This window comes from Castellaniella sp. (genome assembly GCF_041677825.1).
GTDB lineage: Bacteria > Pseudomonadota > Gammaproteobacteria > Burkholderiales > Burkholderiaceae_B > Castellaniella.
Genome location: NZ_JBAYPG010000003.1, coordinates 79,893 through 101,889, shown reverse-complemented (window position 1 = coordinate 101,889; position 21,997 = coordinate 79,893). Strand labels below are relative to the sequence as shown.

Annotated in this window: 23 protein-coding genes and 1 pseudogene; 20 read left to right on the top strand and 4 right to left on the bottom strand. The window is 64.7% G+C overall.

Features of this window, described 5'->3' with window-relative positions; genetic code table 11:
• Nucleotides 1–22 precede the first annotated feature (22 nt).
• A complete protein-coding gene (locus WCY17_RS02405; RefSeq protein WP_372700568.1) occupies nucleotides 23–637 on the top strand; it encodes a type 4 pilus major pilin in 615 nt (204 codons plus the stop codon).
• A complete protein-coding gene (locus tag WCY17_RS02400; protein WP_372700567.1) occupies nucleotides 627–1,742 on the top strand; it encodes a hypothetical protein in 1,116 nt (371 codons plus the stop codon). Before WCY17_RS02405 ends, WCY17_RS02400 begins: the two co-directional genes overlap by 11 nt.
• Nucleotides 1,743–1,824: 82 nt before the next feature.
• On the opposite strand, the gene WCY17_RS02395 is transcribed toward WCY17_RS02400, so the two are convergent.
• Nucleotides 1,825–3,045 (bottom strand): urate hydroxylase PuuD, encoded by a 1,221-nt coding sequence (locus tag WCY17_RS02395; RefSeq protein ID WP_372700566.1) that lies wholly within the window; start codon nucleotides 3,043–3,045, stop codon nucleotides 1,825–1,827.
• Between the two features lie 39 nt (nucleotides 3,046–3,084).
• Complete coding sequence (gene uraH, locus WCY17_RS02390) at nucleotides 3,085–3,438, bottom strand: hydroxyisourate hydrolase (RefSeq protein WP_372700565.1); 354 nt, start codon at nucleotides 3,436–3,438, stop codon at nucleotides 3,085–3,087.
• 117 nt (nucleotides 3,439–3,555) lie between these two features.
• On the opposite strand from uraH, the gene WCY17_RS02385 reads away from it, so the two are divergent.
• From WCY17_RS02385 to WCY17_RS02360, 6 genes and pseudogenes are all read left to right on the top strand, one after another.
• Nucleotides 3,556–4,314, top strand: a complete 759-nt coding sequence (locus WCY17_RS02385) for a GntR family transcriptional regulator (RefSeq protein ID WP_372700564.1) — start codon at nucleotides 3,556–3,558, stop codon at nucleotides 4,312–4,314.
• Nucleotides 4,315–4,346: 32 nt separating this feature from the next.
• The gene (gene puuE, locus WCY17_RS02380; RefSeq protein ID WP_372700563.1) at nucleotides 4,347–5,297 is read left to right on the top strand and encodes an allantoinase PuuE; all 951 of its coding nucleotides are present in this window, start codon (nucleotides 4,347–4,349) and stop codon (nucleotides 5,295–5,297) included.
• A gap of 70 nt (nucleotides 5,298–5,367) precedes the next feature.
• Nucleotides 5,368–6,375 carry an allantoicase gene (gene alc, locus WCY17_RS02375; RefSeq protein ID WP_372700618.1) on the top strand — a complete coding sequence of 336 codons (1,008 nt, stop codon included), beginning with the start codon at nucleotides 5,368–5,370 and terminating at the stop codon, nucleotides 6,373–6,375.
• 17 nt (nucleotides 6,376–6,392) lie between these two features.
• Nucleotides 6,393–6,572, top strand: a pseudogene (locus WCY17_RS02370) (peptidase M20); the annotation flags it as partial.
• 61 nt (nucleotides 6,573–6,633) lie between these two features.
• On the top strand, nucleotides 6,634–7,497 hold the full coding sequence (gene yghU, locus WCY17_RS02365; protein ID WP_372700562.1) for a glutathione-dependent disulfide-bond oxidoreductase: 864 nt from the start codon (nucleotides 6,634–6,636) through the stop codon (nucleotides 7,495–7,497).
• Between the two features lie 18 nt (nucleotides 7,498–7,515).
• Nucleotides 7,516–8,448: a carbohydrate kinase family protein gene (locus WCY17_RS02360; RefSeq protein WP_372700561.1), complete on the top strand. Its 933-nt coding sequence runs from the start codon at nucleotides 7,516–7,518 to the stop codon at nucleotides 8,446–8,448.
• A gap of 80 nt (nucleotides 8,449–8,528) precedes the next feature.
• Here WCY17_RS02360 and WCY17_RS02355 read toward each other — a convergent pair whose 3' ends face one another.
• Nucleotides 8,529–8,888, bottom strand: a complete 360-nt coding sequence (locus WCY17_RS02355; RefSeq protein ID WP_372700560.1) for a carboxymuconolactone decarboxylase family protein — start codon at nucleotides 8,886–8,888, stop codon at nucleotides 8,529–8,531.
• Nucleotides 8,889–9,040: 152 nt separating this feature from the next.
• Between WCY17_RS02355 and WCY17_RS02350 the strand changes: the two genes are divergently transcribed.
• Both WCY17_RS02350 and WCY17_RS02345 read left to right on the top strand, forming a co-directional pair.
• Complete coding sequence (locus tag WCY17_RS02350; RefSeq protein WP_372700617.1) at nucleotides 9,041–9,322, top strand: ArsR/SmtB family transcription factor; 282 nt, start codon at nucleotides 9,041–9,043, stop codon at nucleotides 9,320–9,322.
• A gap of 55 nt (nucleotides 9,323–9,377) precedes the next feature.
• Nucleotides 9,378–9,575: a DUF2892 domain-containing protein gene (locus tag WCY17_RS02345; protein WP_372700559.1), complete on the top strand. Its 198-nt coding sequence runs from the start codon at nucleotides 9,378–9,380 to the stop codon at nucleotides 9,573–9,575.
• A gap of 148 nt (nucleotides 9,576–9,723) precedes the next feature.
• On the opposite strand, the gene WCY17_RS02340 is transcribed toward WCY17_RS02345, so the two are convergent.
• Complete coding sequence (locus tag WCY17_RS02340) at nucleotides 9,724–12,573, bottom strand: valine--tRNA ligase (protein ID WP_372700558.1); 2,850 nt, start codon at nucleotides 12,571–12,573, stop codon at nucleotides 9,724–9,726.
• Between the two features lie 129 nt (nucleotides 12,574–12,702).
• Here WCY17_RS02340 and ndk point away from each other — a divergent pair, with 129 nt between their 5' ends.
• From ndk to hfq, 10 genes are all read left to right on the top strand, one after another.
• On the top strand, nucleotides 12,703–13,128 hold the full coding sequence (ndk, locus tag WCY17_RS02335; RefSeq protein ID WP_372700557.1) for a nucleoside-diphosphate kinase: 426 nt from the start codon (nucleotides 12,703–12,705) through the stop codon (nucleotides 13,126–13,128).
• Between the two features lie 36 nt (nucleotides 13,129–13,164).
• Nucleotides 13,165–14,313 (top strand): 23S rRNA (adenine(2503)-C(2))-methyltransferase RlmN, encoded by a 1,149-nt coding sequence (rlmN, locus tag WCY17_RS02330; RefSeq protein WP_372700556.1) that lies wholly within the window; start codon nucleotides 13,165–13,167, stop codon nucleotides 14,311–14,313.
• Nucleotides 14,310–14,813, top strand: coding sequence for a helix-turn-helix domain-containing protein (locus WCY17_RS02325; RefSeq protein ID WP_372700555.1), 504 nt, complete (start codon nucleotides 14,310–14,312; stop codon nucleotides 14,811–14,813). The genes rlmN and WCY17_RS02325 overlap by 4 nt, the downstream gene beginning before the upstream one ends.
• On the top strand, nucleotides 14,810–16,111 hold the full coding sequence (gene ispG / locus WCY17_RS02320) for a flavodoxin-dependent (E)-4-hydroxy-3-methylbut-2-enyl-diphosphate synthase (RefSeq protein WP_372700554.1): 1,302 nt from the start codon (nucleotides 14,810–14,812) through the stop codon (nucleotides 16,109–16,111). Before WCY17_RS02325 ends, ispG begins: the two co-directional genes overlap by 4 nt.
• A 5-nt stretch (nucleotides 16,112–16,116) precedes the next feature.
• A complete protein-coding gene (gene hisS, locus WCY17_RS02315) occupies nucleotides 16,117–17,394 on the top strand; it encodes a histidine--tRNA ligase (protein ID WP_372700553.1) in 1,278 nt (425 codons plus the stop codon).
• 8 nt (nucleotides 17,395–17,402) lie between these two features.
• A complete protein-coding gene (locus WCY17_RS02310) occupies nucleotides 17,403–18,041 on the top strand; it encodes a YfgM family protein (RefSeq protein ID WP_372700552.1) in 639 nt (212 codons plus the stop codon).
• A gap of 3 nt (nucleotides 18,042–18,044) precedes the next feature.
• A complete protein-coding gene (bamB, locus tag WCY17_RS02305; protein ID WP_372700551.1) occupies nucleotides 18,045–19,196 on the top strand; it encodes an outer membrane protein assembly factor BamB in 1,152 nt (383 codons plus the stop codon).
• Nucleotides 19,189–20,562, top strand: a complete 1,374-nt coding sequence (der, locus tag WCY17_RS02300) for a ribosome biogenesis GTPase Der (RefSeq protein WP_372700550.1) — start codon at nucleotides 19,189–19,191, stop codon at nucleotides 20,560–20,562. The genes bamB and der overlap by 8 nt, the downstream gene beginning before the upstream one ends.
• Nucleotides 20,559–21,635 (top strand): histidinol-phosphate transaminase, encoded by a 1,077-nt coding sequence (locus WCY17_RS02295; protein ID WP_372700549.1) that lies wholly within the window; start codon nucleotides 20,559–20,561, stop codon nucleotides 21,633–21,635. Before der ends, WCY17_RS02295 begins: the two co-directional genes overlap by 4 nt.
• A gap of 83 nt (nucleotides 21,636–21,718) precedes the next feature.
• Nucleotides 21,719–21,955 carry an RNA chaperone Hfq gene (gene hfq / locus WCY17_RS02290; RefSeq protein ID WP_372686134.1) on the top strand — a complete coding sequence of 79 codons (237 nt, stop codon included), beginning with the start codon at nucleotides 21,719–21,721 and terminating at the stop codon, nucleotides 21,953–21,955.
• Nucleotides 21,956–21,997: the final 42 nt, after the last annotated feature.

Here is a 21,997-nt window from a genome sequence, read left to right as displayed (position 1 = left end):
CGGTTGCGGCAAAGGAGATCATATGCACAGCCAATCCCGGGTGCAGGCTGCAAGGGCAGGCACCGATTCCCGTCTGGTCGCGGTACCGCTCAGACGACGCTCGCGGCAGGCCGGCTTCTCCCTGATCGAGGTCTCGATCGTCACGGCCATCATCCTGCTGATCGCGGTCGTGGGGATCCCGGCCATCGGCAACTATGTGCTCGAGAACAAGGTGCCCAAGGTGGGCCAGGAACTCGCGCGCTTCATCGTGCACATGCGCATCAATGCGGGGACATCATCGGGTGCGCCCTATCAGGGCATCGGGGTCGGCAATCTGGCCGCCCAGGTGATCGATTCTTCTGTGCTCACCAAAACAGCGGCCAACACCGTCCTGCACGGGCTGGGCAGTGACGGCACAGTCGAAGTCGCGTCCGAGGATTCGGGCAAGGGCTTTGTACTGCGGCTCAAGAAGGTCAATCATGCCGCGTGCCCGTCGATCGCCTCGGTATTGCAGCGCCTTGCCGACAGCATCACGGTGGGCTCGGGCGAGGGGGCCGGGGCCACGGTCAAGAGCGCCACGGCACCCTACAGTGCGCTGGCGACCGAAGCCGCCTGTGCCAAAGGTGATGTCAATCAGTTCGAATTCCATGTCACCTGAGCGCAGGTCCCAGGTGGGCTCGCTGTTGTTCGAACTCATGCTGGTCACGGCCATCACGCTGGCCCTGGCCGTCTGGGGCGGGCATGAATGGGCGCGCCGCAGTCGTGATCTGCAGGCGCGCTCGCTGGCCACCTGGATGCTGACGGCACATGCTGCGGCTTCGGCGTACCTGGCCCGGCACGGGCCCGAACTGGCCCGGCTGCCGGCCGACAATGCGCTGGCAGCCCGGGGCTTCGCGGCCTGGTCCAGCCCGCGGTGGTCCGAACTGCAGGCGGTGGGCTTGCTGCCGGCTTCGTGGCAGGCCATTGGTCCAATGGGGCAGCAATTGACCCTGCGCGTGGTGCCAGCCGCCGGCTGTACGCAGGTGCCATGCCCTGTCCAGGGCCTGGTGCATGTGCAGGCCCCATTGCTCACGCGTTCCGGCCAGGTGGATGAGGCTCTGATCGCTGAATGGCTGGTGGCGGCACAGGGGCATGGCCTGGTGTCCTGGTCCGCACAGCCCGTCGTCCTGTCCGGTTCCGGTGTGCGCTGGCCTGTGCCTGCTTCGTGGGGCAGCGAGGTCACGCAGGGAACGGTGGCATTGCTGGCGACCTGGGTAGACCTCGCCGCCCCTGGTGGGGAGCCGCCAGATGTCCTGCCGCCCGAGGGGCCTGGTGATCCGCAGCCACCCGAACCGGGCTTCGATCATGCCGATTTCCTCCGGGTCGGCGATGTCCGGGATCCGGATTTCCAGGGTGATGCCACTGTTCAGGGGCGCATGCGCAGCGGCTCGCACCTGGTTGCGGCCGATGGCCTGGTGCTGGAGAACCTCTGGGCCGAAGGGCAGGCCTGCGCCGCAGATGGGGCCCTGGGGCGATCGCGCTCCGGTCCGGGCCTGATGGAGTGCCGCGGCGGCCTGTGGCGCGCGCTCCTGCGGCCCGATGGAGGGGGTTACCTGACCAACAACCGGCGCGGGTGTGTCGATGCAGCGGGCGTGTCGACCGCCAACCCGGTGACGGGTACGTGCACCTGCCCAGCGGCCTATCTGATGGTGCGCGTATCCGAATCGGGCGCGGCGATGAGCAGCGAAGGCTTGACCCTGGGCTACATCTGCGTGGCGCGTTGAGCCAGGCCTGCCCCCGGCAGGCTGCGTTGGCCGGGCCTGCCCAGGGCCTGATTCGGCAGGGTGGGTGGTGGCGTACCCGGGCCTATTCGGGCTGGCCGCTCCAGCGGGCAATCAGGGCGCGCTCTGCGGGCGTCATCTGTGTCAGATTGGCCAACGGCATGTAGTTGCTGGCAACCACATCCTTGACCTGCCCGGCGTGTTGCATGAGCTGGTCTTTGGTATCCAGCAGGACTCCGGCCGGGGCCGCCGCGAAACCCGGCTGCGTGGGCCTGGCGGAATGGCATTCGGTGCAGCGCGCCTGAACGATGTCGTGCACGCGGGTGGCGGTGACCCGCTCGGCGCCCGGATCGCCCATGGCCAGGGCGCCAGCGTCTGAAGACGGTGCCGCCAGCCAGCCGATCACCGCCAGCAGCACAATGCCGGCCAGCGGAAAGCGCAGGTCATTGCGGCCAGTGTGGCGCAGGACGAAGTATTGCCGGATGAGGGCGCCCGCAAAGATGAACAGGGCCATGATGACCCAGGCGTATTCGTTCGTGTAGGTGAACGAATAATGGTTGCTGAGCATCAGGAAGATGACCGGCAGGGTGAAGTAGGTGTTGTGCACCGAGCGCTGCTTGCCCCACGCACCGTCGAGCGGGTTGGGTGTTTCGCCCGCTTTCAGCGCCTTGACCATGCGCCGCTGCCCGGGGATCACCCAGAAGAACACGTTGGCCGACATGCAGGTGGCCATCAGGGCGCCGGTGATCAGGAAGGCGGCCCGGCCGGGAAAGATCTGTACGCTGAGCCAGGCGACGATGATCATCATGACGCCGACGGCCAGGCTCAGCCAGCCATCGTGATTCACGCTCGGGCTGATGATGCGGCACAGGCGCGAGTACACGTTGTAGCCGACGATCAGGAACAGTACGGCGAGCAGCCCGGCCTCGGTGCCGTTCATGTTGCGGGCCCACTCCCAGGGGCTGGCCGGATTGATCAGATAGATGTCGGCGCGCAGCAGGTACAGCAACGTGAACAGCCCGAAGCCCGAGAGCCAGGTGGTATATGCCTTCCAGAAGGCCCAGTGCAGGTCATCGGGCAGTTCGGGCGGGTTGGTCAGGTACTTCTGGTTGTGGTAGAAGCCGCCGCCGTGTACCGCCCACAGTTCGCCATGGGCGCCTGTCTGCTGGCCCAGGGCGGACTTGGGCGGGCGCAGGCTCAGGTCGAGCATCACGAAATAAATGGATTCGCCGATCCAGGCGATGGCGGCGATCACGTGCAGCCAACGCAGCAGCAGGTTGCCGTATTCGAGAAAAAAGCTCCCCATGAATCTGTCTCCCGATGGCCCGGAGCAGCCGGGCAAGGTTCAGCTGCCGCGGTATGTGGACCAGGTCCAGGGGGTGACGACCAGAGGCACGTGATAGTTCTGCTCGGGATGGGCCACGCCGAAACGCAGCACCACCTGATCGACAAAGCGCGGTTCGGGCAGGATCAAGCCCTTGCCGGCAAAGTAGTCACCGGCCTCGAACACCAGTTCGTAGGTGCCTGCGGTGAAGGATGCGCCTTCCAGCAGGGGCGCGTCACAGCGGCCGTCATGGTTGGTGCGGGTCTTGCACAACAGCGTGTGCTGGCCACCCTCGAGACGGAACAGGCGCAACTGGACATTCTGTGCGGGCACGCCGTGGACAGTATCCAGTACATGCGTGGTGAGCTTTCCCATGAAGACAGGCGCCGGCAAAGGCGTATCGTGGACAATAGATGTTGACGATTTTCACTTGGTACACAATAATTGTCAACAATTCTTCGCTTCATGATGGAACACCTGTCGGGTCCCCTTATGCTTCGGATTTCACCTCCTCGCCCTGCAGACGCTGCGCTGCAGGCTCCACGTGCCTCCAGCCTGCGTGGCCGCGCAGGCACGCGGGATCGCGCCGAGGTGGATCGCGTGTATCGCGAGATCTTCGATGCCGCCATGGACCGGCGGCTGTTGCCCGGTGCCCGCCTGACCGAGGCCCGCCTGTGCGACATATTCAACTGTTCGCGTGGCACCGTGCGCGCGGCGCTCGCCGAACTGGCCCATGACCGCATCGTGTCGCTGGCCCCCAACCGCGGGGCCACGGTGTGGCAGGCCTCGCGAAAAGAGATCCATGAAGTGTTCACGCTGCGCCGCTGGCTGGAATGCGTGGTCATCGACCAGCTGGTGCAACTCGATGACCTGCCCGCGCGCCTGCAGCCACTGCACGACATGGTCGAGCGCGAGCAGCAGGCATTCGAGCAGGGCGACCGGATCAGCTGGTTGCGGCTGTCCAATGCCTTCCATGTGGCATTGGCCCGCCTGCTGGGCAACCAGGAACTGTCCGACCTGCTGGCCAGCCTGTGTGCGCGCACGACGCTCATCATCGCCCTGGGCGATCAGGCCGAAGACAGTACCTGTTCGTACCATGAGCATCGGGATCTGCTCGCGAGTCTGGAAGCCCGGGATGCCGCCAGGGCGCGCAGCGCGATGCACCTTCATCTGCTCGACTGCGAACAGCGCGTCGATGATGCGCCGCCCAGAACCGCCGACCCATGGGCTGCCTTTGGCCCGGGCCGCTGAAACCGGGCCTGCCGCCCAGCCGGAGAACCGTCATGAATACCCGCTTCGATTCCGTTGCCGACCCCTATTATCCGCGTGACCTGATCGGCCATGGGCGCAATCCCCCAGCGGCCAACTGGCCCGGGCAGGCGCGTGTGGCGGTGCAGTTCGTGGTGAATTACGAAGAAGGGGGCGAGAACAGCATTCTGCATGGGGATGCGGGTTCGGAGCAGTTCCTGTCGGAAATCATCGGGGCCGCAGCGTACCCGGCGCGTCATCTGTCCATGGAGTCGATCTACGAATATGGTTCACGGGCCGGTGTCTGGCGCATTCTGCGTGAATTCGAGCGCAGGCAGCTGCCCCTGACGGTATTTGCCGTGGGCATGGCCCTCGAGCGCAACCCGGAAGTGGCGCGCGCCTTTGTGGAGCTGGGTCATGAGCTTGCCTGTCATGGCTATCGCTGGATCGATTACCAGTCTGTATCCGAAGCTCTGGAGCGCGAGCACTTCCAGCGCTGCGTAGAGGTCGTCACCCGTGTACTGGGGCGCCATCCGGACGGTTGGTATACCGGGCGCGACAGCCCGAACACCTTGCGTATCGTGGCCGAACACGGGCAGTTTCTCTATGATGCAGATTCTTATGCCGATGACCTGCCGTTCTGGGTCGAGGTGGATCTGGGCGCGGGCCGCCGCCACCCGCAGCTCATGGTGCCCTATACGCTCGATACGAATGACATGCGTTTCGCCTCGCCGCAGGGGTTCAATACGGCGGATCATTTCTTCCATTATCTGCGCGACGCCTTCGATGTGCTCTATGCCGAAGGCGCGACCCGACCCCGGATGATGTCTGTCGGCCTGCATTGCCGGCTGATCGGGCGCCCTGGCCGGTTTGCAGGCCTGCAGCGGTTTCTGGACCATGTCCAGGCGCACGACCGGGTCTGGGTGGCCACGCGGGCCGACATCGCACGGCACTGGATCCGGGAACATCCGTTCACCCGGGCCTGATGCACCAAGTTCATCCCTGATTCAGGAGTAGTCCATCATGGCTGCAAGCAATTTGCCCGCAGGCACCCTCATCGATGCCCCGGCAGTCGATCTGCCCGTTTTCGCCACCCGTTATCCCAATCTTGCCAGTGAAAGTCTGGGCGCGCGGGTGCTGTCGTGCTCCGATGAATTCTTTGCAGCAGCCCAGCGCATGCTGCAGGATGCGCCGCCCGTATTCGTGGTGGGCAAGTTCGATGACCATGGCAAGTGGATGGATGGCTGGGAAACGCGCCGGCGGCGCAACGGGGGGCACGACCACGCCGTGATCCGTCTGGGTCTGCCGGGCCGCATCAGGGGGCTGGATGTGGATACCAGCCATTTCACCGGCAATTTCCCGCCTGCAGCCGCCATCCAGGTGGCGTACTGTGAAGATGAGCCGAGCGAGACCACGCAATGGGAGATGCTGATGCCTGCCCATTCGCTGCAGGGCCATTCACACCATTTCGTGGACATTCACGACGATCGGGTCTGGACCCACGTGCGCTTGAGCATTTTCCCCGACGGCGGGGTGGCGCGCCTGCGCATCCACGGCCAGCCAGCCTGCAACTGGGATCAACAGGATCCCGGCGCGTTGCACGAGGTCTCGGCGCTCGCCAACGGTGGCCGCATCGTGGCCTGGAGCGATGCGCATTTTGGTTCGCCCACCGCCCTGATTACCGCCGGGCGCGGGGTCAACATGGGCGACGGCTGGGAAACCCGCCGGCGGCGCGAGCCGGGCTATGACTGGATCATCCTCGAACTCGGGCATGCGGTGACCGTCGAGAAAATCGAGGTCGATACGGCGCATTTCAAGGGCAATTATCCGGATCGGGTGTCGGTCCAGGGGGCTTTGGTCAAGGAATCCACAGATGAGTCCCTGGTGACCCAGGCCATGTTCTGGCCCGAGATTCTGGCCCAGTTCAAGACGCAGATGGATACCCGGCACTTTCACGAAGGTGCAGCCATTCTCTACCGTGAACCCGTCTCGCACGTGCGCGTGAACATGTATCCCGATGGCGGCATCAGCAGGGTACGGGTGTGGGGCACACTGGCGCGCTGAATGAAACCAGGCCCATGACACCTTTGCACGCCCGCCTGTATGCCGAGCATGGGGTTCCGGTGGTCATGTATGGCGCCGGGCCGCGTACGGTGCAGGAATCGCGCGCCAAGCAGGCCGATGAACATGTGCGGCTGGATGACCTGCGCGGGGCCGCCAAGGTGGTGAGCAGCATGCTGGCCGACTTCCTGGCCGCTTGATGGCGCGGGCTTGCGGTACCATGGGCGATCAATTCCTTTGTTTCATCAGGAGGCCACGAGCATGAGCCAATCCGGCTATCAACCCCCACGGGTCTGGGTATGGGAACAACCCAGTGGCGGGCGTTTCGAGAACATCAATCGGCCCATGGCGGGTGCCACCCACGAGCAGGATCTGCCGCGGGGCCGGCACCCGTTCCAGCTGTATTCGCAAGGTACGCCCAACGGGATGAAAGTGACGATCCTGTTCGAAGAATTGCTGGCCGCCGGTCATTCAGGTGCCGAATACGATGCCTGGCTGATTCGCATTGGTGAGGGCGACCAGTTTGGCAGTGGCTTTGTCGACATCAATCCAAACTCGAAAATCCCGGCGCTGCTCGACTGCAGCGGCAGCCAGCCGATGCGGGTGTTCGAATCCGGCGCCATTTTGCTGCATCTGGCCGAAAAGTTCGGCGCCTTCATCCCGCGCGATCCGGCCGGACGCGCCGAATGCCTGTCGTGGCTGTTCTGGCAGGTGGGCAGTGCGCCCTATCTGGGGGGCGGGTTTGGCCACTTCTATGTGTACGCCCACGAGAAGATCGAATACGCCATCAACCGTTTCGCGATGGAATCCAGGCGCCAGATGGACGTACTCGACAGGCAGCTGGCGCGGCACGAGTTCGTGGCCGGAGACTGTTACACGATAGCCGACATGGCGATCTGGCCCTGGTACGGCCGGCTGGCGCTGGGCAAGGTCTATGACGCCGCCGAGTTTCTTTCGGTGCATGAATACACGCATGTGCAGCGCTGGGCTCAGGCCTTGGCAGGGCGGCCACCCGTACAGCGGGGCAGCCGGGTCAACCGGACTTCAGGCGATCCCGCGCAATACCTGCGCGAGCGTCATGCGGCCGCCGACTTCGATCGAGCCGCGCCGCATGGGCAGGGCTGAACGCCGGGGGGCATACGCATGCAGTTCACGACCATAGGCGCGGCCGTCGTTGACATCGTGGTCTCCCCGGTGCGGCCCTTGCTGAGCGCCAAGCAGGATGTGGATCACATCGGCCTGTACGCAGGCGGCGGGGCGGTGAATGCCGCACTCAATGCGGTGGCCCTCGGGGCGCATGTCACGGTGCATGCGTGTGTGGGCAGCGATCTGGAAGGGGGCCTGTTGCGCGCCCTGCTGCAGCGCTACAACATCCGGCCGATGATGCCCGAACACGAACTGCCGACCGGCAAGGCGGTGGTCATGGTCGATGCCCAGGGGGCTGCCCGGGCCTATGCGCAACGGGGCGCCAGTACCTGGGTGGGCGAGCATGGCTTTGCCGGCCTGGCCCAGGCGGATGTGGTGTATGTCACCGGCCTGTCGCTCGAGTCACAGGCCTGGTTGATCCAGGCACTCGGGCAGCTGGCCGATGCCCCGGCCCGGCTGGTCATCACGCCTGGGGCGCGGCAACTTGCCCAGCCCGGCGCGCTGGAACCCCTGTGGCTGTTGGCCGATCTGCTTTGCGTCAATGCGCACGAAGCGGCCGCGCTGTGCGGCGACGTTCTGGCCGATGGGGAAGTCGTCACCCCCGAGCAGGCCCGCACGCTGGCGGCACGCCTGCTGCGCCGGGAAGGGCAGGCCGTTCTGCTGACCCTGGGCCGCCAGGGCGCCCTGTATTTCGATGGCCGCGAGGCGTGCTTTCATGCAGCCCTGCCCGTCGAGGTGGTATCGACCATCGGGGCGGGGGATGCCCACGCGTCGGCATTCGTCCATGCCTGGGCAGGCGGGGCCAGCCCTGCAACCGCACTCGAGCAGGCCGCGCAGAGTGCCGCTCGGGTGATACAGGTGATTCCGGCCAATCTGGCCGGCCATCTGCGGCCTGCCGTGGGCCTGCGTGCCCCCGCGAGCCCGCCCTGAATCCTGTGCGGAAGCATGCGGGGCTCAGGGCAGTCAGGGGGGCGTCAGGCGCCGGGCTTCACTCAGGCGCCCGGCATTGCTCAGGCGCTGGGCTGCTGATCGAGGCACTCACGAAACGCCGCGATGGCACTGGCTGAATACATCAGCGAGGGCCCGCCGCCCATGTAGACCGCCACGCCCAGGGTTTCATGCACTTCTTGCTCGGTGGCGCCGAGACGCACCAATGCCTGGGTGTGATAACCGATGCAGCCGTCGCAATGGGTGGCCACACCGATCGCCAGCGCGATGAGTTCCTTGGTTTTGGCGTCGACTGCACCAGGTGCCAGTGCCGCCTTGCCCAGGGCGCCGAAGCTCTGCATGAGCTGTGGCTGGCTGCTGCGCAGGGATTTGAGATTCTGGCTGATGTTCTGGGTCAGGGTCTGAAAGGAATCCTGTTGCATATCGTGCTCCGGTCGATGGATGGCTGGGTGGCGGCGTGCGCGTTGGAGCGCCTTGCCAGTAGTGGATTGCGCATAATATTAGCATATGCTAAATTAGTGTCAACTAATGTATTGAGGTTGTGATCTTGGACACCCTGTCGGTCGACACGTTCATGCAGGAAGGCGCTGCCCGGGCCGCTGCGCTGTTGCGTGGTCTGGGCAACGAGAATCGCCTCTGGATCCTGTGTCTGCTGATCTCGCACGGTGAACTGTGCGTCAGCGCCCTGCAGGGCCGCCTGGGGCTCAGCCAGTCGGCGCTCTCGCAGCATCTGGCACGCATGCGCGCCCAGGGCCTGGTCAGCTGCAGGCGCGAATCACAAACCGTGCTGTATCAGGTGGCAGATCCCGATGTGATCCGGCTGATCGGCACCCTGAAGCAGATCTTCTGTCCCTGAACACCAAATTTTCAAACGGCCGGGCATCGCCAGGCCTCTTTCCGGAGTCACCGTCATGAAGATCAACATCGGTACGATAGACCGCATACTGCGCCTGATCGTGGGCCTGGTGCTCATTGTGCTGGCCGCCACAGGCACCATTGGCTGGTGGGGTTGGCTGGGTATCATTCCGGTCGCCACGGCACTGTTTCGCTTCTGTCCGCTGTATGCCATTCTGGGCATCCGCACCTGCCCGCTGAAGACCCAGCGGTAGGCGCGCGGCGTATTTCGGTTTGCCGGGCCCGCGTTTGCCGGGTCCGCGCCTTCGGGGTCCGCGCCTTCGGGGTCCGCGCCTGGCCGGATGTCCGGACTGGTGCCCGGTTCATGCCCGCGGCAATCCGTCTCGGGCGGCGCGCGGGCGCTCAGGTGTCCAGGCGCTGGCGCTGGGCCTGTACGGCCTCCAGGGTGGCGCCAAAGTCGGCCAGGCGCTGACGCTCCTGGTCGACTACGGTCGCCGGGGCGCGCTCGACGAATTTCGGGTTCGCCAGCTTGCCCGTGGCGCGCGCCTGCTCTGACCGCAGGCGTTCGATTTCCTTGTCGAGTCGGGTTCGTTCGGCATCGAGGTCGATCTGGATGTCGAGCATCAGCCGGATGGTACCCACCACCTGCACCGGGGCGCCCTGATCCGGCAAGGCAGCCACCGCTCTTGCGCTGTCCAGGCGAGCCAGGGCCATCAATCCATCGCTCAGTTCATCGAACTCGGGCCCTGCGCCCTGGACCAGCAAAGGAACGCGCTGGCCCGGGGCCAGGTTCATTTCGCCGCGCAAGGCCCGGATGGCCGCGGTCAGTGCCTTGAACTGCGTCATTTTTGCAGCGGCCTGCGCGTCTCGCAGGCCTGTTTGCGTCACGGGCCAGGCTTGCACGCTGATGCTGGCCGGCTCGCCGGCCGGGCGCAATGCCGCCGCCACGGATACCTTCTGCCACAGTTCTTCGGTGATGAAGGGCATGATGGGGTGCAGCAGGCGCAATACGGTTTCGAGCACGTCGATCAGCGTTCGGCGGGTAGCCGCCCGGGCGGCCATGCTGCCGTGCTGCAATTGCACCTTGGCGAGTTCGAGGTACCAGTCGCAGTATTCATCCCAGACGAAGTGGTACAGCCGGTCGGCGATCTGGTCGAAACGGAACTGATCGAAACCCTCGTCAACCTGATCGATCAGGGTTTGCAAACTGTCGAGGATCCAGCGGTCGGCAAAGGACAGCGGCGCCCCGCCGGCTTCGCCGTGAGGTGGCGCCACCTCATGTCCGGCGAGATTCATGAGCACGAAGCGGCTGGCATTCCACAGCTTGTTGCAGAAATTGCGGTAACCTTCGCAGCGTTTGAGATCGAAGTTGATGTTGCGCCCGAGCGTGGCATAGGCGGCCATGGTGAAACGCAGTGCATCGGCCCCATATGCGGGGATGCCCTCGGGGTAATCCGTGCGCGTGCGCCGGCGGATGGCCTCGGCCTGCCCGGGATTCATCAGGCCCGATGTACGCTTCTCGATCAGTGGCCCGAGCCCGATGCCGTCGATCAGATCCACAGGGTCTATGGTATTGCCCTTGGACTTGGACATCTTCTTGCCTTCCATGTCGCACACCAGCCCGTGTACGTACACCGTGCGAAAGGGCACCTGGCCCGTGTGGTGCATGCTCATCATGATCATGCGGGCGACCCAGAAGAAGATGATGTCGAAACCCGTGACCAGAACCTCGGAGGGCAGGTAGCGGGCCAGATCCGGGGTGGCCTCCGGCCAGCCCAGATCCGTGAAAGGCACCAGGGCAGATGAAAACCAGGTGTCGAGTACATCCGGATCGCGAGCGAGCGGGCCCGTGACTCCGGCTGCGCGCGCCAGCGCCAGCGCATCTTCTGCACTGCGGGCCACGAAGATGCGGCCATCTTCGGCGTACCAGGCAGGGATCTGATGCCCCCACCACAGCTGGCGCGAAATGCACCAGTCCTGGATGTTGTCGAGCCACTGCCGGTAGGTCGTGGTCCAGTTGTCGGGTACGAACCGGATGCGGCCGTCGTCGACCACCTCGAGCGCCACTTCGGTGATGCTCTTGCCCGGGTGCAGGCTGTCCGGTGGCGCGGGCTGGCTCATGGCCACGAACCATTGGTCGGTCAGCATGGGCTCGATTGCACTGTGCGTGCGGTCGCCGCGTGGCACCATCATCGTGTGTTCACGCACGGCCTGGAGCTGGCCGGCCGCTTCGAGATCTGCCAGCACCCGCTGGCGTGCTTCGTCGCGCCCGAGGCCGCGATAGGCCGCCGGGGCGGCATCGCCGATGTGGCCATCGAGCGTCAGGACGCTGATCAGGGGCAGCCCGTGGCGCTGTCCCACGGCATAGTCATTGAAGTCGTGGGCCGGGGTGACCTTGACCACACCGGTGCCGAAGTCGCGCTCGACGTAGTCATCTGCAATGATCGGCAGCTCGCGCCCGACCAGCGGCAGTATCACGGTACCCCCGACCAGGTGGGCATAGCGTTCGTCGTCGGGGTGGACCATCACGGCCACGTCGCCGAGCAGGGTCTCGGGGCGGGTGGTGGCCACCACCAGATGCGTCAGGCCGCCGGTCGGTTTGCTGAGCGGGTAACGGATCTCCCAGAGATGCCCCGCCTCTTCGGTGCTGACCACTTCGAGATCGGAGACGGCCGTACCGAGCACCGGGTCCCAGTTCACCAGGCGCTTGCCGCGATAGATCAGGCCCTGCTCGTACAGGCGTACAAAGACCTCGATGACGCCACGCGACAAGTGTTCGTCCATGGTGAAGTATTCGCGCGCCCAATCACACGATGAACCCAGGCGGCGGAATTGCCCGGTGATGGTATTGCCGGACTGCTCCTTCCAGGCCCAGACCCGCTCGAGAAACCGTTCACGCCCCAGGTCATGCCTGGACACGCCTTCGGCATCCAGTTGCCGTTCGACCACGATCTGAGTGGCAATGCCCGCATGGTCGGTGCCCGGGATGAACACGGTGTCATCGCCCTTCATGCGATGATGGCGGATCAGGCCATCCATGATGGTCTGATTGAAGGCGTGACCCATGTGCAGGGTGCCTGTGACGTTGGGCGGTGGAAACTGGATCGCGTAAGGCCTGGCTTCGTGCGCGGCAGCCGGCGCCACGTGCTGGCCACCGGCAAACAGGCCCCGGCGGTTCCATTCTTCATACCAGCGGGATTCCATCTCGCTGGGTTCAAAACTCTTGGGCAGGGCAGCAGGGGTATCGCTCATGACGGGATGCACATCAGGGTATGACAAAACCGTCTATTTTAGGCGCTGGGCGGAAAAACAGCACATGGTAAAATGAAGGGTTGAAATTCTGTCGATTTTTTCTTCACCCTTACATTATCGGAAGTCTTCATGGCCATAGAACGCACTCTTTCCATCATCAAGCCCGACGCCGTTGCCAAGAATGCCATCGGCCAGATCGTGGCCCGTTTCGAGCAGGCTGGCCTCAGGGTCGTGGCGGCTCGCCTGCAGCAACTGTCGCGCGATCAGGCCGAGCGCTTCTATGCCGTGCACAAAGAGCGCCCCTTTTACAAGGATCTGGTGGACTTCATGGTCTCCGGGCCCGTTTTCGTGCAGGTTCTCGAGGGTGAATCCGCCATTGCCCAAAATCGCGATCTCATGGGGGCCACCGATCCGAAGAAGGCCGCTCCGGGTACCATCCGCGCCGATTTTGCCGAAAGCATCGATGCCAATGCCGTGCATGGCTCCGATGCACCCGAGACCGCAGCCGTCGAGATCGCTTTTTTCTTCGCCGAAAGCGATATCTGCAACCGCTGAGCGCCTTGCTGGCACGCCAGATCGTTGTTCACCATCATGTCCGACACCGAAACCATCAATCTGCTGGGCCTGAGTCCGGCCGCCCTCGAGGCCTTCGTGCGCACCGGCGGGGGCAAGCCGTTCCGTGCGCGCCAGTTGTCGCGCTGGATCCATCAGCGCGGGGTCGACCAGTTTTCCGACATGACCGATCTGGCGCGTGATTTCCGTGTCTGGCTGCAGGGATGCGGCCTCATCGCGGCGCCTCCAGTCCAGTTCGAAAAACACTCGGCCGATGGCACGCGCAAGTGGCTGTTCGACATGGGGCGGGGCAATGCGATCGAAACCGTCTACATTCCGGAAGATGATCGCGGCACCTTGTGCGTCTCCAGCCAGGCCGGCTGCACTGTAGCCTGCCCGTTCTGTTCCACTGGGTATCAGGGCTTCAGCCGCAACCTGACGACAGCCGAGATCGTGGGCCAGCTCTGGCATGCCAACCGGGTGCTGGCCGATGCCCCCGCCGGCGTGCGCCTGGGGGGGGCGGCCGAAAGCCCGCGCCCTGTCAGCAACGTGGTGTTCATGGGCATGGGCGAGCCCCTGCTCAATTATGATCAGGTTCTGGGCGCTGTGCAGCTCATGGTCGATGACCATGCCTACGGCCTGTCGAGGCGTCGGGTCACGGTCTCGACATCCGGCGTGGTGCCTATGATCGATCGGCTGGCCGCCGACTGTCCAGTGGCGCTGGCCGTGTCGCTGCACGCGCCCAATGACGGATTGCGCGACCGGCTGGTGCCGCTCAATCGCAAGTATCCGCTGGCCGAACTGCTGGCCGCGTGCAACCGCTACCTCGAGCATGCACCACGTGATTTCATCACGTTCGAGTACATCATGCTCGACGGTATCAACGATACGGACGAGCATGCCCGGCAACTGGTCGATGTGGCCCGGCAGGTTCGTTGCAAGTTCAATCTGATTCCGTTCAACCCCTTTCCCCAATCGGGGCTGCGGCGTTCGCCCCAACAGCGGATCCGTCTGTTCGCCCGCCAGTTGACGGATGCCGGCCTGGTGGTTACGGTACGCAAGACCCGCGGTGACGATATCGATGCGGCCTGTGGCCAACTGGCCGGAGAGGTCCGGGACCGGACCCGCATCGCCGAGCGTCTTCCAGACCGCGCACGGGTCATCATCCGTAAAAAGGAAACGGCATGAGTGACCTCTCCCGGCAGAACCCGCAGCCCGACGTGCCGGCTGCCCAGCCCGAGGCGGCAGCCCTGGGCCATGCCTTGCGGGCGATGCGTGAAGCGCGCGGGCTGACGCTGGTCGAAGTCTCGGCGCGGATCAAATACTCGCCGGCACAGCTGGGCCACCTCGAGGCCGAAGAGTGGTCGCGTCTGCCGCAGGGGGCGTCCTTGCGCGGCCTGGTGCGCAATTATGTGCGTTACCTCGATGGCGATATCGATGCGATCCTCATCCTGCTCAACGACGTGCGCGAAGCAGATGGGCCCGGCCGCAGTGCCATGCGCGCAGGGGTGCGGCAGAAGCTGCAGCATACGGATCTGCCGCCTGGCAAAGAGCCGCCGCATCGCACCTGGGCCTGGGTGCTGCTGATCCTCGTCCTCCTGGGCGTGGTCGGGTGGTATGCCATCGATCGCGGCTGGATCCCCGACGACTGGCTGATTTTCGACTGGCTCAAGGGCCTGCGTTCATGACCTCGACCACCCCGCCCGAACCTTCTGCCGCACCCCGGCGATCCACCCGGGCCGTGCAGGTCCGCTGGCAGGATCACACCGTCATGATAGGCGGTGATGCGCCGGTTGCCGTGCAGTCCATGACCAATACGGATACCGCCGATGCGCGCGCGACGGCCAGTCAGGTCCGGGCCCTGTGGCAGGCGGGCTCCGAACTGGTCCGGGTCACCGTCAATACGCCTGATGCCGCCGCGCAGGTCGCCGAGTTGCGCAATCAGCTCGACCGCATGAACGTGCCGGTGCCACTGGTCGGTGACTTCCATTACAACGGCCACAAGCTGCTGACGCAGTTCCCGGAGTGCGCACAGGCGCTGTCCAAATACCGGATCAATCCTGGCAACATGGGCGCGGGCAAGCACCGGGACGACAATTTCGCGCAGATGGTCCAGGTGGCCTGCCGCCATGGCAAGCCCATCCGTATCGGCGTCAACTGGGGCAGTCTCGATCAACTCCTGCTTGCCCGCCTGATGGACGAAAACGCGGCTCGCACCCAACCCCTGAGCGCCGGGGCGGTCATGCGTGAAGCCCTCGTGGTGTCGGCCATCAGCAGCGCCCGCCAGGCTGAGTCATTCGGCTTGCCGGGCAATGCCATCGTCCTGTCGTGCAAGGTCAGCCATGTCCAGGATCTGATTGCCGTATACGCTGACCTTTCCCGCCGCTGCGATTATCCGTTGCATTTGGGGCTCACCGAAGCGGGCATGGGTTCCAAGGGCATCGTCGCGTCCACTGCGGCGCTGGCGGTGCTGCTGCAGCAGGGCATTGGCGATACCATACGCATCTCCCTGACACCCGAGCCGGGCGGGGATCGCTGCCGTGAGGTCATCGTGGCCCAGGAGATCCTGCAGACCATGGGCTTGCGTGCGTTCACGCCCATGGTCGTGGCCTGTCCGGGCTGCGGCCGTACCAGCAGCACGGTGTTCCAGGAACTGGCGGCCAGCATCCAGGCCTACCTGCGCGACCAGATGCCAGCCTGGAAGACCCGCTACCCTGGGGTCGAGAACATGCACGTCGCCGTGATGGGCTGCGTGGTCAATGGCCCGGGTGAAAGTCGCCATGCCGATATCGGCATCAGCCTGCCCGGCACGGGCGAGATCCCGGCCGCGCCCGTTTATGTGGATGGCAAGAAGACCGTCACGCTCAAGGGCGATCATATTGCAACCGAATTCCAGGCCATCGTCGAAGACTACGTGGCCCGGCGCTATGGCCAGGGCGTGGCGCCCGTGCGGCGTCCGGGCGTGGTCGCCCGTGAACCCGATTGAACCCCATGTCAGAATTCAAGAGAGTCGCCGGCCTGACCGGCATGAAGGACACACTGCCCCCCGAGAGCGCACACTGGCTGCGTTTCGAGGCCATCGTGCGGGGCTGGCTGGCGGCCTACGGCTACCAGAACGTGCGGGTGCCGGTGCTCGAGCACACCCGTCTGTTTGCGCGGGGCATCGGCGAGGTCACCGACATCGTCGAGAAAGAAATGTATTCGTTCGTCGACCGTCTCAATGACGACCGCCTGACCATGCGGCCCGAGTTCACCGCCGGTATCGTGCGTTCGGCCATCGAGCACAATTTTCTCTACGAGCGGCCCCGGCGGGTCTATGCCATGGGGCCGGTGTTTCGTCATGAACGCCCCCAGCGCGGGCGCTATCGGCAATTCCATCAAATCGATGTCGAGGCACTGGGTGTACCCGGACCCGATGTGGATGCCGAACTCATCATCATGCTGGCGCGCCTGTGGCGCCTGCTGGGCCTGCAGGACATCCGGCTCGAACTGAACTCCCTTGGGCAGCCCGCCGAGCGCGCTGCCCATCGCGAAGCGCTGGTGCAGCATCTCGAGGCCCATCACGACGTGCTCGATGATGAAGCCAGGCGCCGCATGCACAGCAATCCACTGAGGGTGCTCGACACCAAGAATCCCGCGATGCAGGCCATGGCCAATTCGGCACCGCGCCTGTTCGATTTCCTGGGGGCCGACTCGCGGGCCCATTACGATGGCCTGTGTGCCCGGCTGGCAGACGCGGGCATCCGCTGGACGCTCAATCCGCGCCTGGTGCGTGGCCTCGACTACTACAACCTGACGGTGTTCGAGTGGGTCACGGATCGTCTGGGGGCGCAGGGCACGGTCTGTGGTGGCGGGCGCTACGATGGCCTGTTCGAACTCCTGGGCGGCAAGCCGTCACCCGCCGTGGGCTTTGCCATAGGCATCGAGCGTCTGCTCGATCTCTGGCTGCAGGGCCAGGCCCCCGAACCGGCGCCCGAATGCCAGGTGTATGTCGTCCATCAGGGCGATGCAGCGCAACGTGAGGCCGCCCGGCTGGCCGAACGGCTGCGTGATGCCGATCTGGCCGTAGTGGTCCATGCGGGGGCGGGCAGTTTCAAGTCACAGTTTCGCAGGGCGGATGCGAGCGGGGCCCAGGTGGCCGTGGTGATCGGGGGCGATGAACTCGCACAGGGCCAGGCAACCGTCAAATGGCTGCGTGTGGCTGACGCACCACAGCAGGAGACCATCGCTTTCGAGCGTCTGGTCGAACAACTTCAACAAAGGATCTGAACGCGCATATGGCTTACGACCTCGAAGAACAGGAAAAGATCGATGCCCTGAAGGCCTGGTGGGATCGCTACGGCACGCTGAGTACGGCCCTGGTGCTGGCCGTGGCGCTCTCTCTGGCGGGCTGGCGAGGCTGGCAGTGGTACGAGACGCATGTCGCGGGCCAGGCCATGGGGTACTACGAGGCGCTCGAGTCCGCTGCCCGGCAATCGGATGACGACGCCGTGGCACGCATCAATGCGGCCAGCGCGGCGCTGCGTTCCGACTACGCCACTTCGGGCTACACCGCGCGTGGTGTCTTGCTGGCGGCGGCAGCCCTGCAACAGCGTGGTGATCTCGAAGGCGCAAGAGATCAACTCGAATGGCTGGCGCGCGACGCGAGCGACCCCGCGCTCCAGGCCGTTGCGCGCCTGCGCCTGGCGGGTGTGCTGCTGTCCCTCGAGCACTATGATGCCGCACTCGGTCAGTTGCAGGGTACGCCACCGGCCGGCTTTGGCGCCCTGTATCATGACCGTCGTGGCGATGTGCTCGCCGCACAGGGTCAAAAAGACCAGGCATTGCAGGCCTGGCACCAGGCGCTCGATGCGCTGGGGGCTGATCCGGCCGCCCAGGTCGTGCAGCTCAAGATAGATGCTTTGAACGGAGCCTGATCCATGTATGCCCGTATTCGTTTTTTTCGCCTCATCGCCATCGGCCTTTTGTCGGGCAGCCTGGCCGCCTGCGGTCTGTTCGCCGAGAGCGATCCGCGTTTCGATCCGGCCCCACTGACTGAATACGCGCCCTCCCTGGCGGTCGCTCCGCGCTGGTCGGTGTCGGTAGGCAGCGGTGGGGGGTATGGTTTCATTCCCCAGCTTGCCGCAGACACGGTGCATGTGGCTACACCATCAGGTGCCGTGGCTGCGCTCGATCAGGCATCCGGAGCGGTCCGCTGGCAGATCCGCACCGAACCCCTGTCGGCCGGCGCGGGCAGTGATGGCCGCGTCACGGCCGTGGTGACCCGCTCCGGCGAGGTGCTGGCTCTTGACCAGCAGGGTGGCGAGCTCTGGCGCGCCCAGGCCGCCAGTGCAGTCAATATTCCGCCAGTCGTCGGCAACGGGATCGTCGCAGTACGCACCAGCGACTATCGTATCCAGGCGTTCGACATCAGCAGCGGCAAGTTGCGCTGGGAGGTCCAGCGCCCGGGTCCTGCGCTGGCGCTGCGCACCAGCATGCGCATGCGCATGCTGCCCGATCTGCTGCTGGCCGGTCTGCCCAACGGCCGCCTGATCCTGATCGATACGCCTACGGGTGCCGTGCGCTGGGAGGCTTCGGTATCCGCGGCGCGCGGGGCCTCCGATCTCGAGCGCATCGCCGACGTCGTGGGCGAGCCCATCGTGGTGGGTCCGCGGGTGTGTGGCACCAGCTATCAGGGGCGGACCACCTGTTTCGACATCAGCCAGGGCGGGCGGGCGGTCTGGACACAGGACGTGGGTTCCGCCACCGGCATGGCCACCGATGAACAGCGTCTGTATCTGCCCGATGACAGGGATCGCGTGCGTGCCCTGGGTCTCTCCGACGGGGCTGCCGCCTGGGTCCAGACTGCGTTGCTCAACCGCCAGCTGAGCGAGCCGGCCGTGGCCGGCCCGGCTGTGGCGGTGGGTGACTTCGAAGGCTATGTCCATTTCCTGTCGCGGGCCGATGGCGCCCTGATGGCGCGTCTGCGCATCGGTGGCGGGCCCATTACCTCGGCCCTGGTCCCGGTGTCGGGCGGCGTGCTGGTCCAGACGGGTGACGGGCGCGTGGTCAGGGTCGCAGCGGGTGGCTGAGTCGTCCTGGCGGCCGGTCGTGGCCCTCGTGGGGCGCACGAATGTCGGCAAATCCACCCTGTTCAACCGCCTGACCCGCTCGCGGGCGGCGCTGGTGGCCAATATATCGGGCCTGACCCGCGATCGCCACTACGGCGAGGGACGCATGGGCAACCGGCCGCACATCGTCATCGATACCGGCGGGTTCGAGCCTGTGGCGACCCGCGGCATCCTGATTGAAATGGCGCGCCAGACCGAGCAGGCCATTGCCGAGTCGGATGTGGTCATTTTCCTGGTCGATGCCCGCGAGGGTATCAATGCACAGGATCACGAGATCGCCCGGCTGCTGCGCAAATCGGGCCAGCGCGTGCTGCTGGCGGTCAACAAGGCTGAAGGCATGCGCGACCACGCCGATCTCGCGCAGTTCCACGAGCTGGGCCTGGGCGAGCCGCACGCCATTTCTGCCGCGCATGGTGACGGGGTTGCTGCACTCATCGATGCGGCCCTGGCCAGTCTGCCGGCAGAGACCCCGCCGGCCGACCCGGACAGACCGGATGCTGCGGATGCCGAAGTGGATCACCGCATCCGGCTGGCCATCGCCGGGCGGCCCAATGTGGGCAAATCCACGCTCATCAATGCCCTGGTGGGTGAAGAACGGGTGATCACCTGGGACATGCCGGGCACGACGCGCGATGCGATCGAAGTCGAATTCACGCGCAATGACCGGCGGTATGTGCTGATCGATACCGCCGGGCTGCGCCGTCGCGGCAAGGTGTTCGAGACCGTCGAGAAATTTTCCGTCATCAAGACCCTGCAGGCCATCGAGGCCGCGAACGTGGTGCTGTTGCTCATCGACGCCAGCGACGGCGTCTCCGATCAGGATGCGCATATTGCCGGCTTCATTCAGGAGGCCGGCCGGGCACTGGTCGTCGGCCTGAACAAGTGGGATGCCATCGATCATGAACAGCGGGCCTGGATCAAGCGCGAATATGATCGCAAGCTTCGCTTTCTGTCCTTTGCGCGGGTCATACACATGTCGGCCCTCAAGGGGCAAGGCCTGGGTGACGTGCTCAAGGCGGTCGAGGCTGCGCATGCCGCCGCCTTTGCCAAGCTGTCCACCCCGCGCCTGACGCGCGTCCTGCATGCGGCCGTAGAGCAGCAGCCGCCGCCGCGCAAGGGGATCTTTCGTCCCAAGATGCGCTATGCGCACCAGGGGGGACAGAATCCGCCGCGGGTCATCATCCACGGCAACGCCCTGGATGCGATTCCGGACGCCTATCGCCGCTACCTCGAAGGGCAGTTCCGGGAGGCCTTTCAATTGCAGGGCACCCCGCTGGTCATTGAATTCAAGTCGTCACGCAATCCCTACCTGAAGGAAAACGCATGAACTCCCTGTTCAGCGACCATGTTGCTGCGCTGCAGCCCTATGTTCCGGGCGAGCAGGCGCGCCTGCCCAATCTGCTCAAGCTCAATACCAATGAAAACCCCTGGGGGCCTTCCCTTCGGGTTCTCGAGGCCATGCGTGCGGCCATTTCCGATGACCTGCGCCTGTATCCGGATCATCAGGCGCTGGGCCTGCGCCGGGCGATCGCCCGGCGCCATGATATGGATGTGGATCAAGTGTTCGTGGGCAATGGTTCAGACGAAATCCTGGCCCACGTCTTCAGTGCGTTCTTTCTGCGTTCGGGGCGGCCCCTCTGGCTGCCGGACATCTCGTATGGGTTCTATCCCACGTGGTGCCGCCTGTATGGCGTGCCCGCCCATCCGATGGCACTGGCCGACGATTTCTCGGTGCAGGTGGCCGATTATGTCCGCGAGGTCGAGGTCGAGCCCTGCGGGATTCTTCTGGCCAACCCCAACGCGCCCACCGGCCTTGCGCTGGGGCTCGATGACATCGCCCGGATTGCAGCGACACGGCCCGACAGCACCGTCGTCATCGATGAAGCCTATGTCGATTTCGGCGCCGAATCGGCGGCCAGCCTGATTGCCGATTTCCGCAACCTGCTGGTGGTCCATACCCTGTCCAAGTCACGTTCACTGGCGGGGCTGCGGGTCGGTTATGCCCTGGGTCAGCCCGATCTCATTGCCGGGCTGGTGCGCATCAAGGACAGTTTCAATTCATACCCGCTCGACCGGGTGGCGCTTGCCGGCGCCCAGGCGGCCATCGAGGACGAGGCCTGGTTCGAGCGCACCTGCCAGGCGCTGATCGCCGCACGCGAACAACTCGCACTCGACCTGCAGGCGCTGGGCTTCGAGTGCCTGCCCTCGAAGGCGAACTTCATTTTCGCGTTCCACCCGCATCATCGGGCGGCCGACATTGCCGCCGGCCTGCGCGATCAGGGCATTCTGGTGCGGCATTTCAGTACGCCGCGCATCGACCGTTTTCTGCGCATCACCGTTGGCACGCCCGAGCAATGTGCCCGCCTGTGCAAGGCCCTGGGGGTGGTGCTTGCCCGCTGATTGGGCAGGGTTTCTGCAGCCATTCCCCAATTGGCATTAAAATGACCCGTTCAGCATGAATTTCATAATACGGAGCCTCGTTCATGAGCAACAAAGGGCAAATACTTCAAGACCCTTTTCTCAATGCCTTGCGCAAAGAGCATATCCCGGTGTCCATCTATCTGGTCAACGGGATCAAACTCCAGGGGCAGGTCGAGTCCTTTGATCAGTACGTCGTCCTGCTGCGCAACACGGTCACGCAAATGGTGTACAAGCACGCCATTTCCACGGTCGTTCCTGCGCGGCCAGTCAACTTCATGGCCGATGACACGGCCGAATGATCATTTTGCTGCCCTGTGCCCGCCCGTCGCCTGCATTGCAGC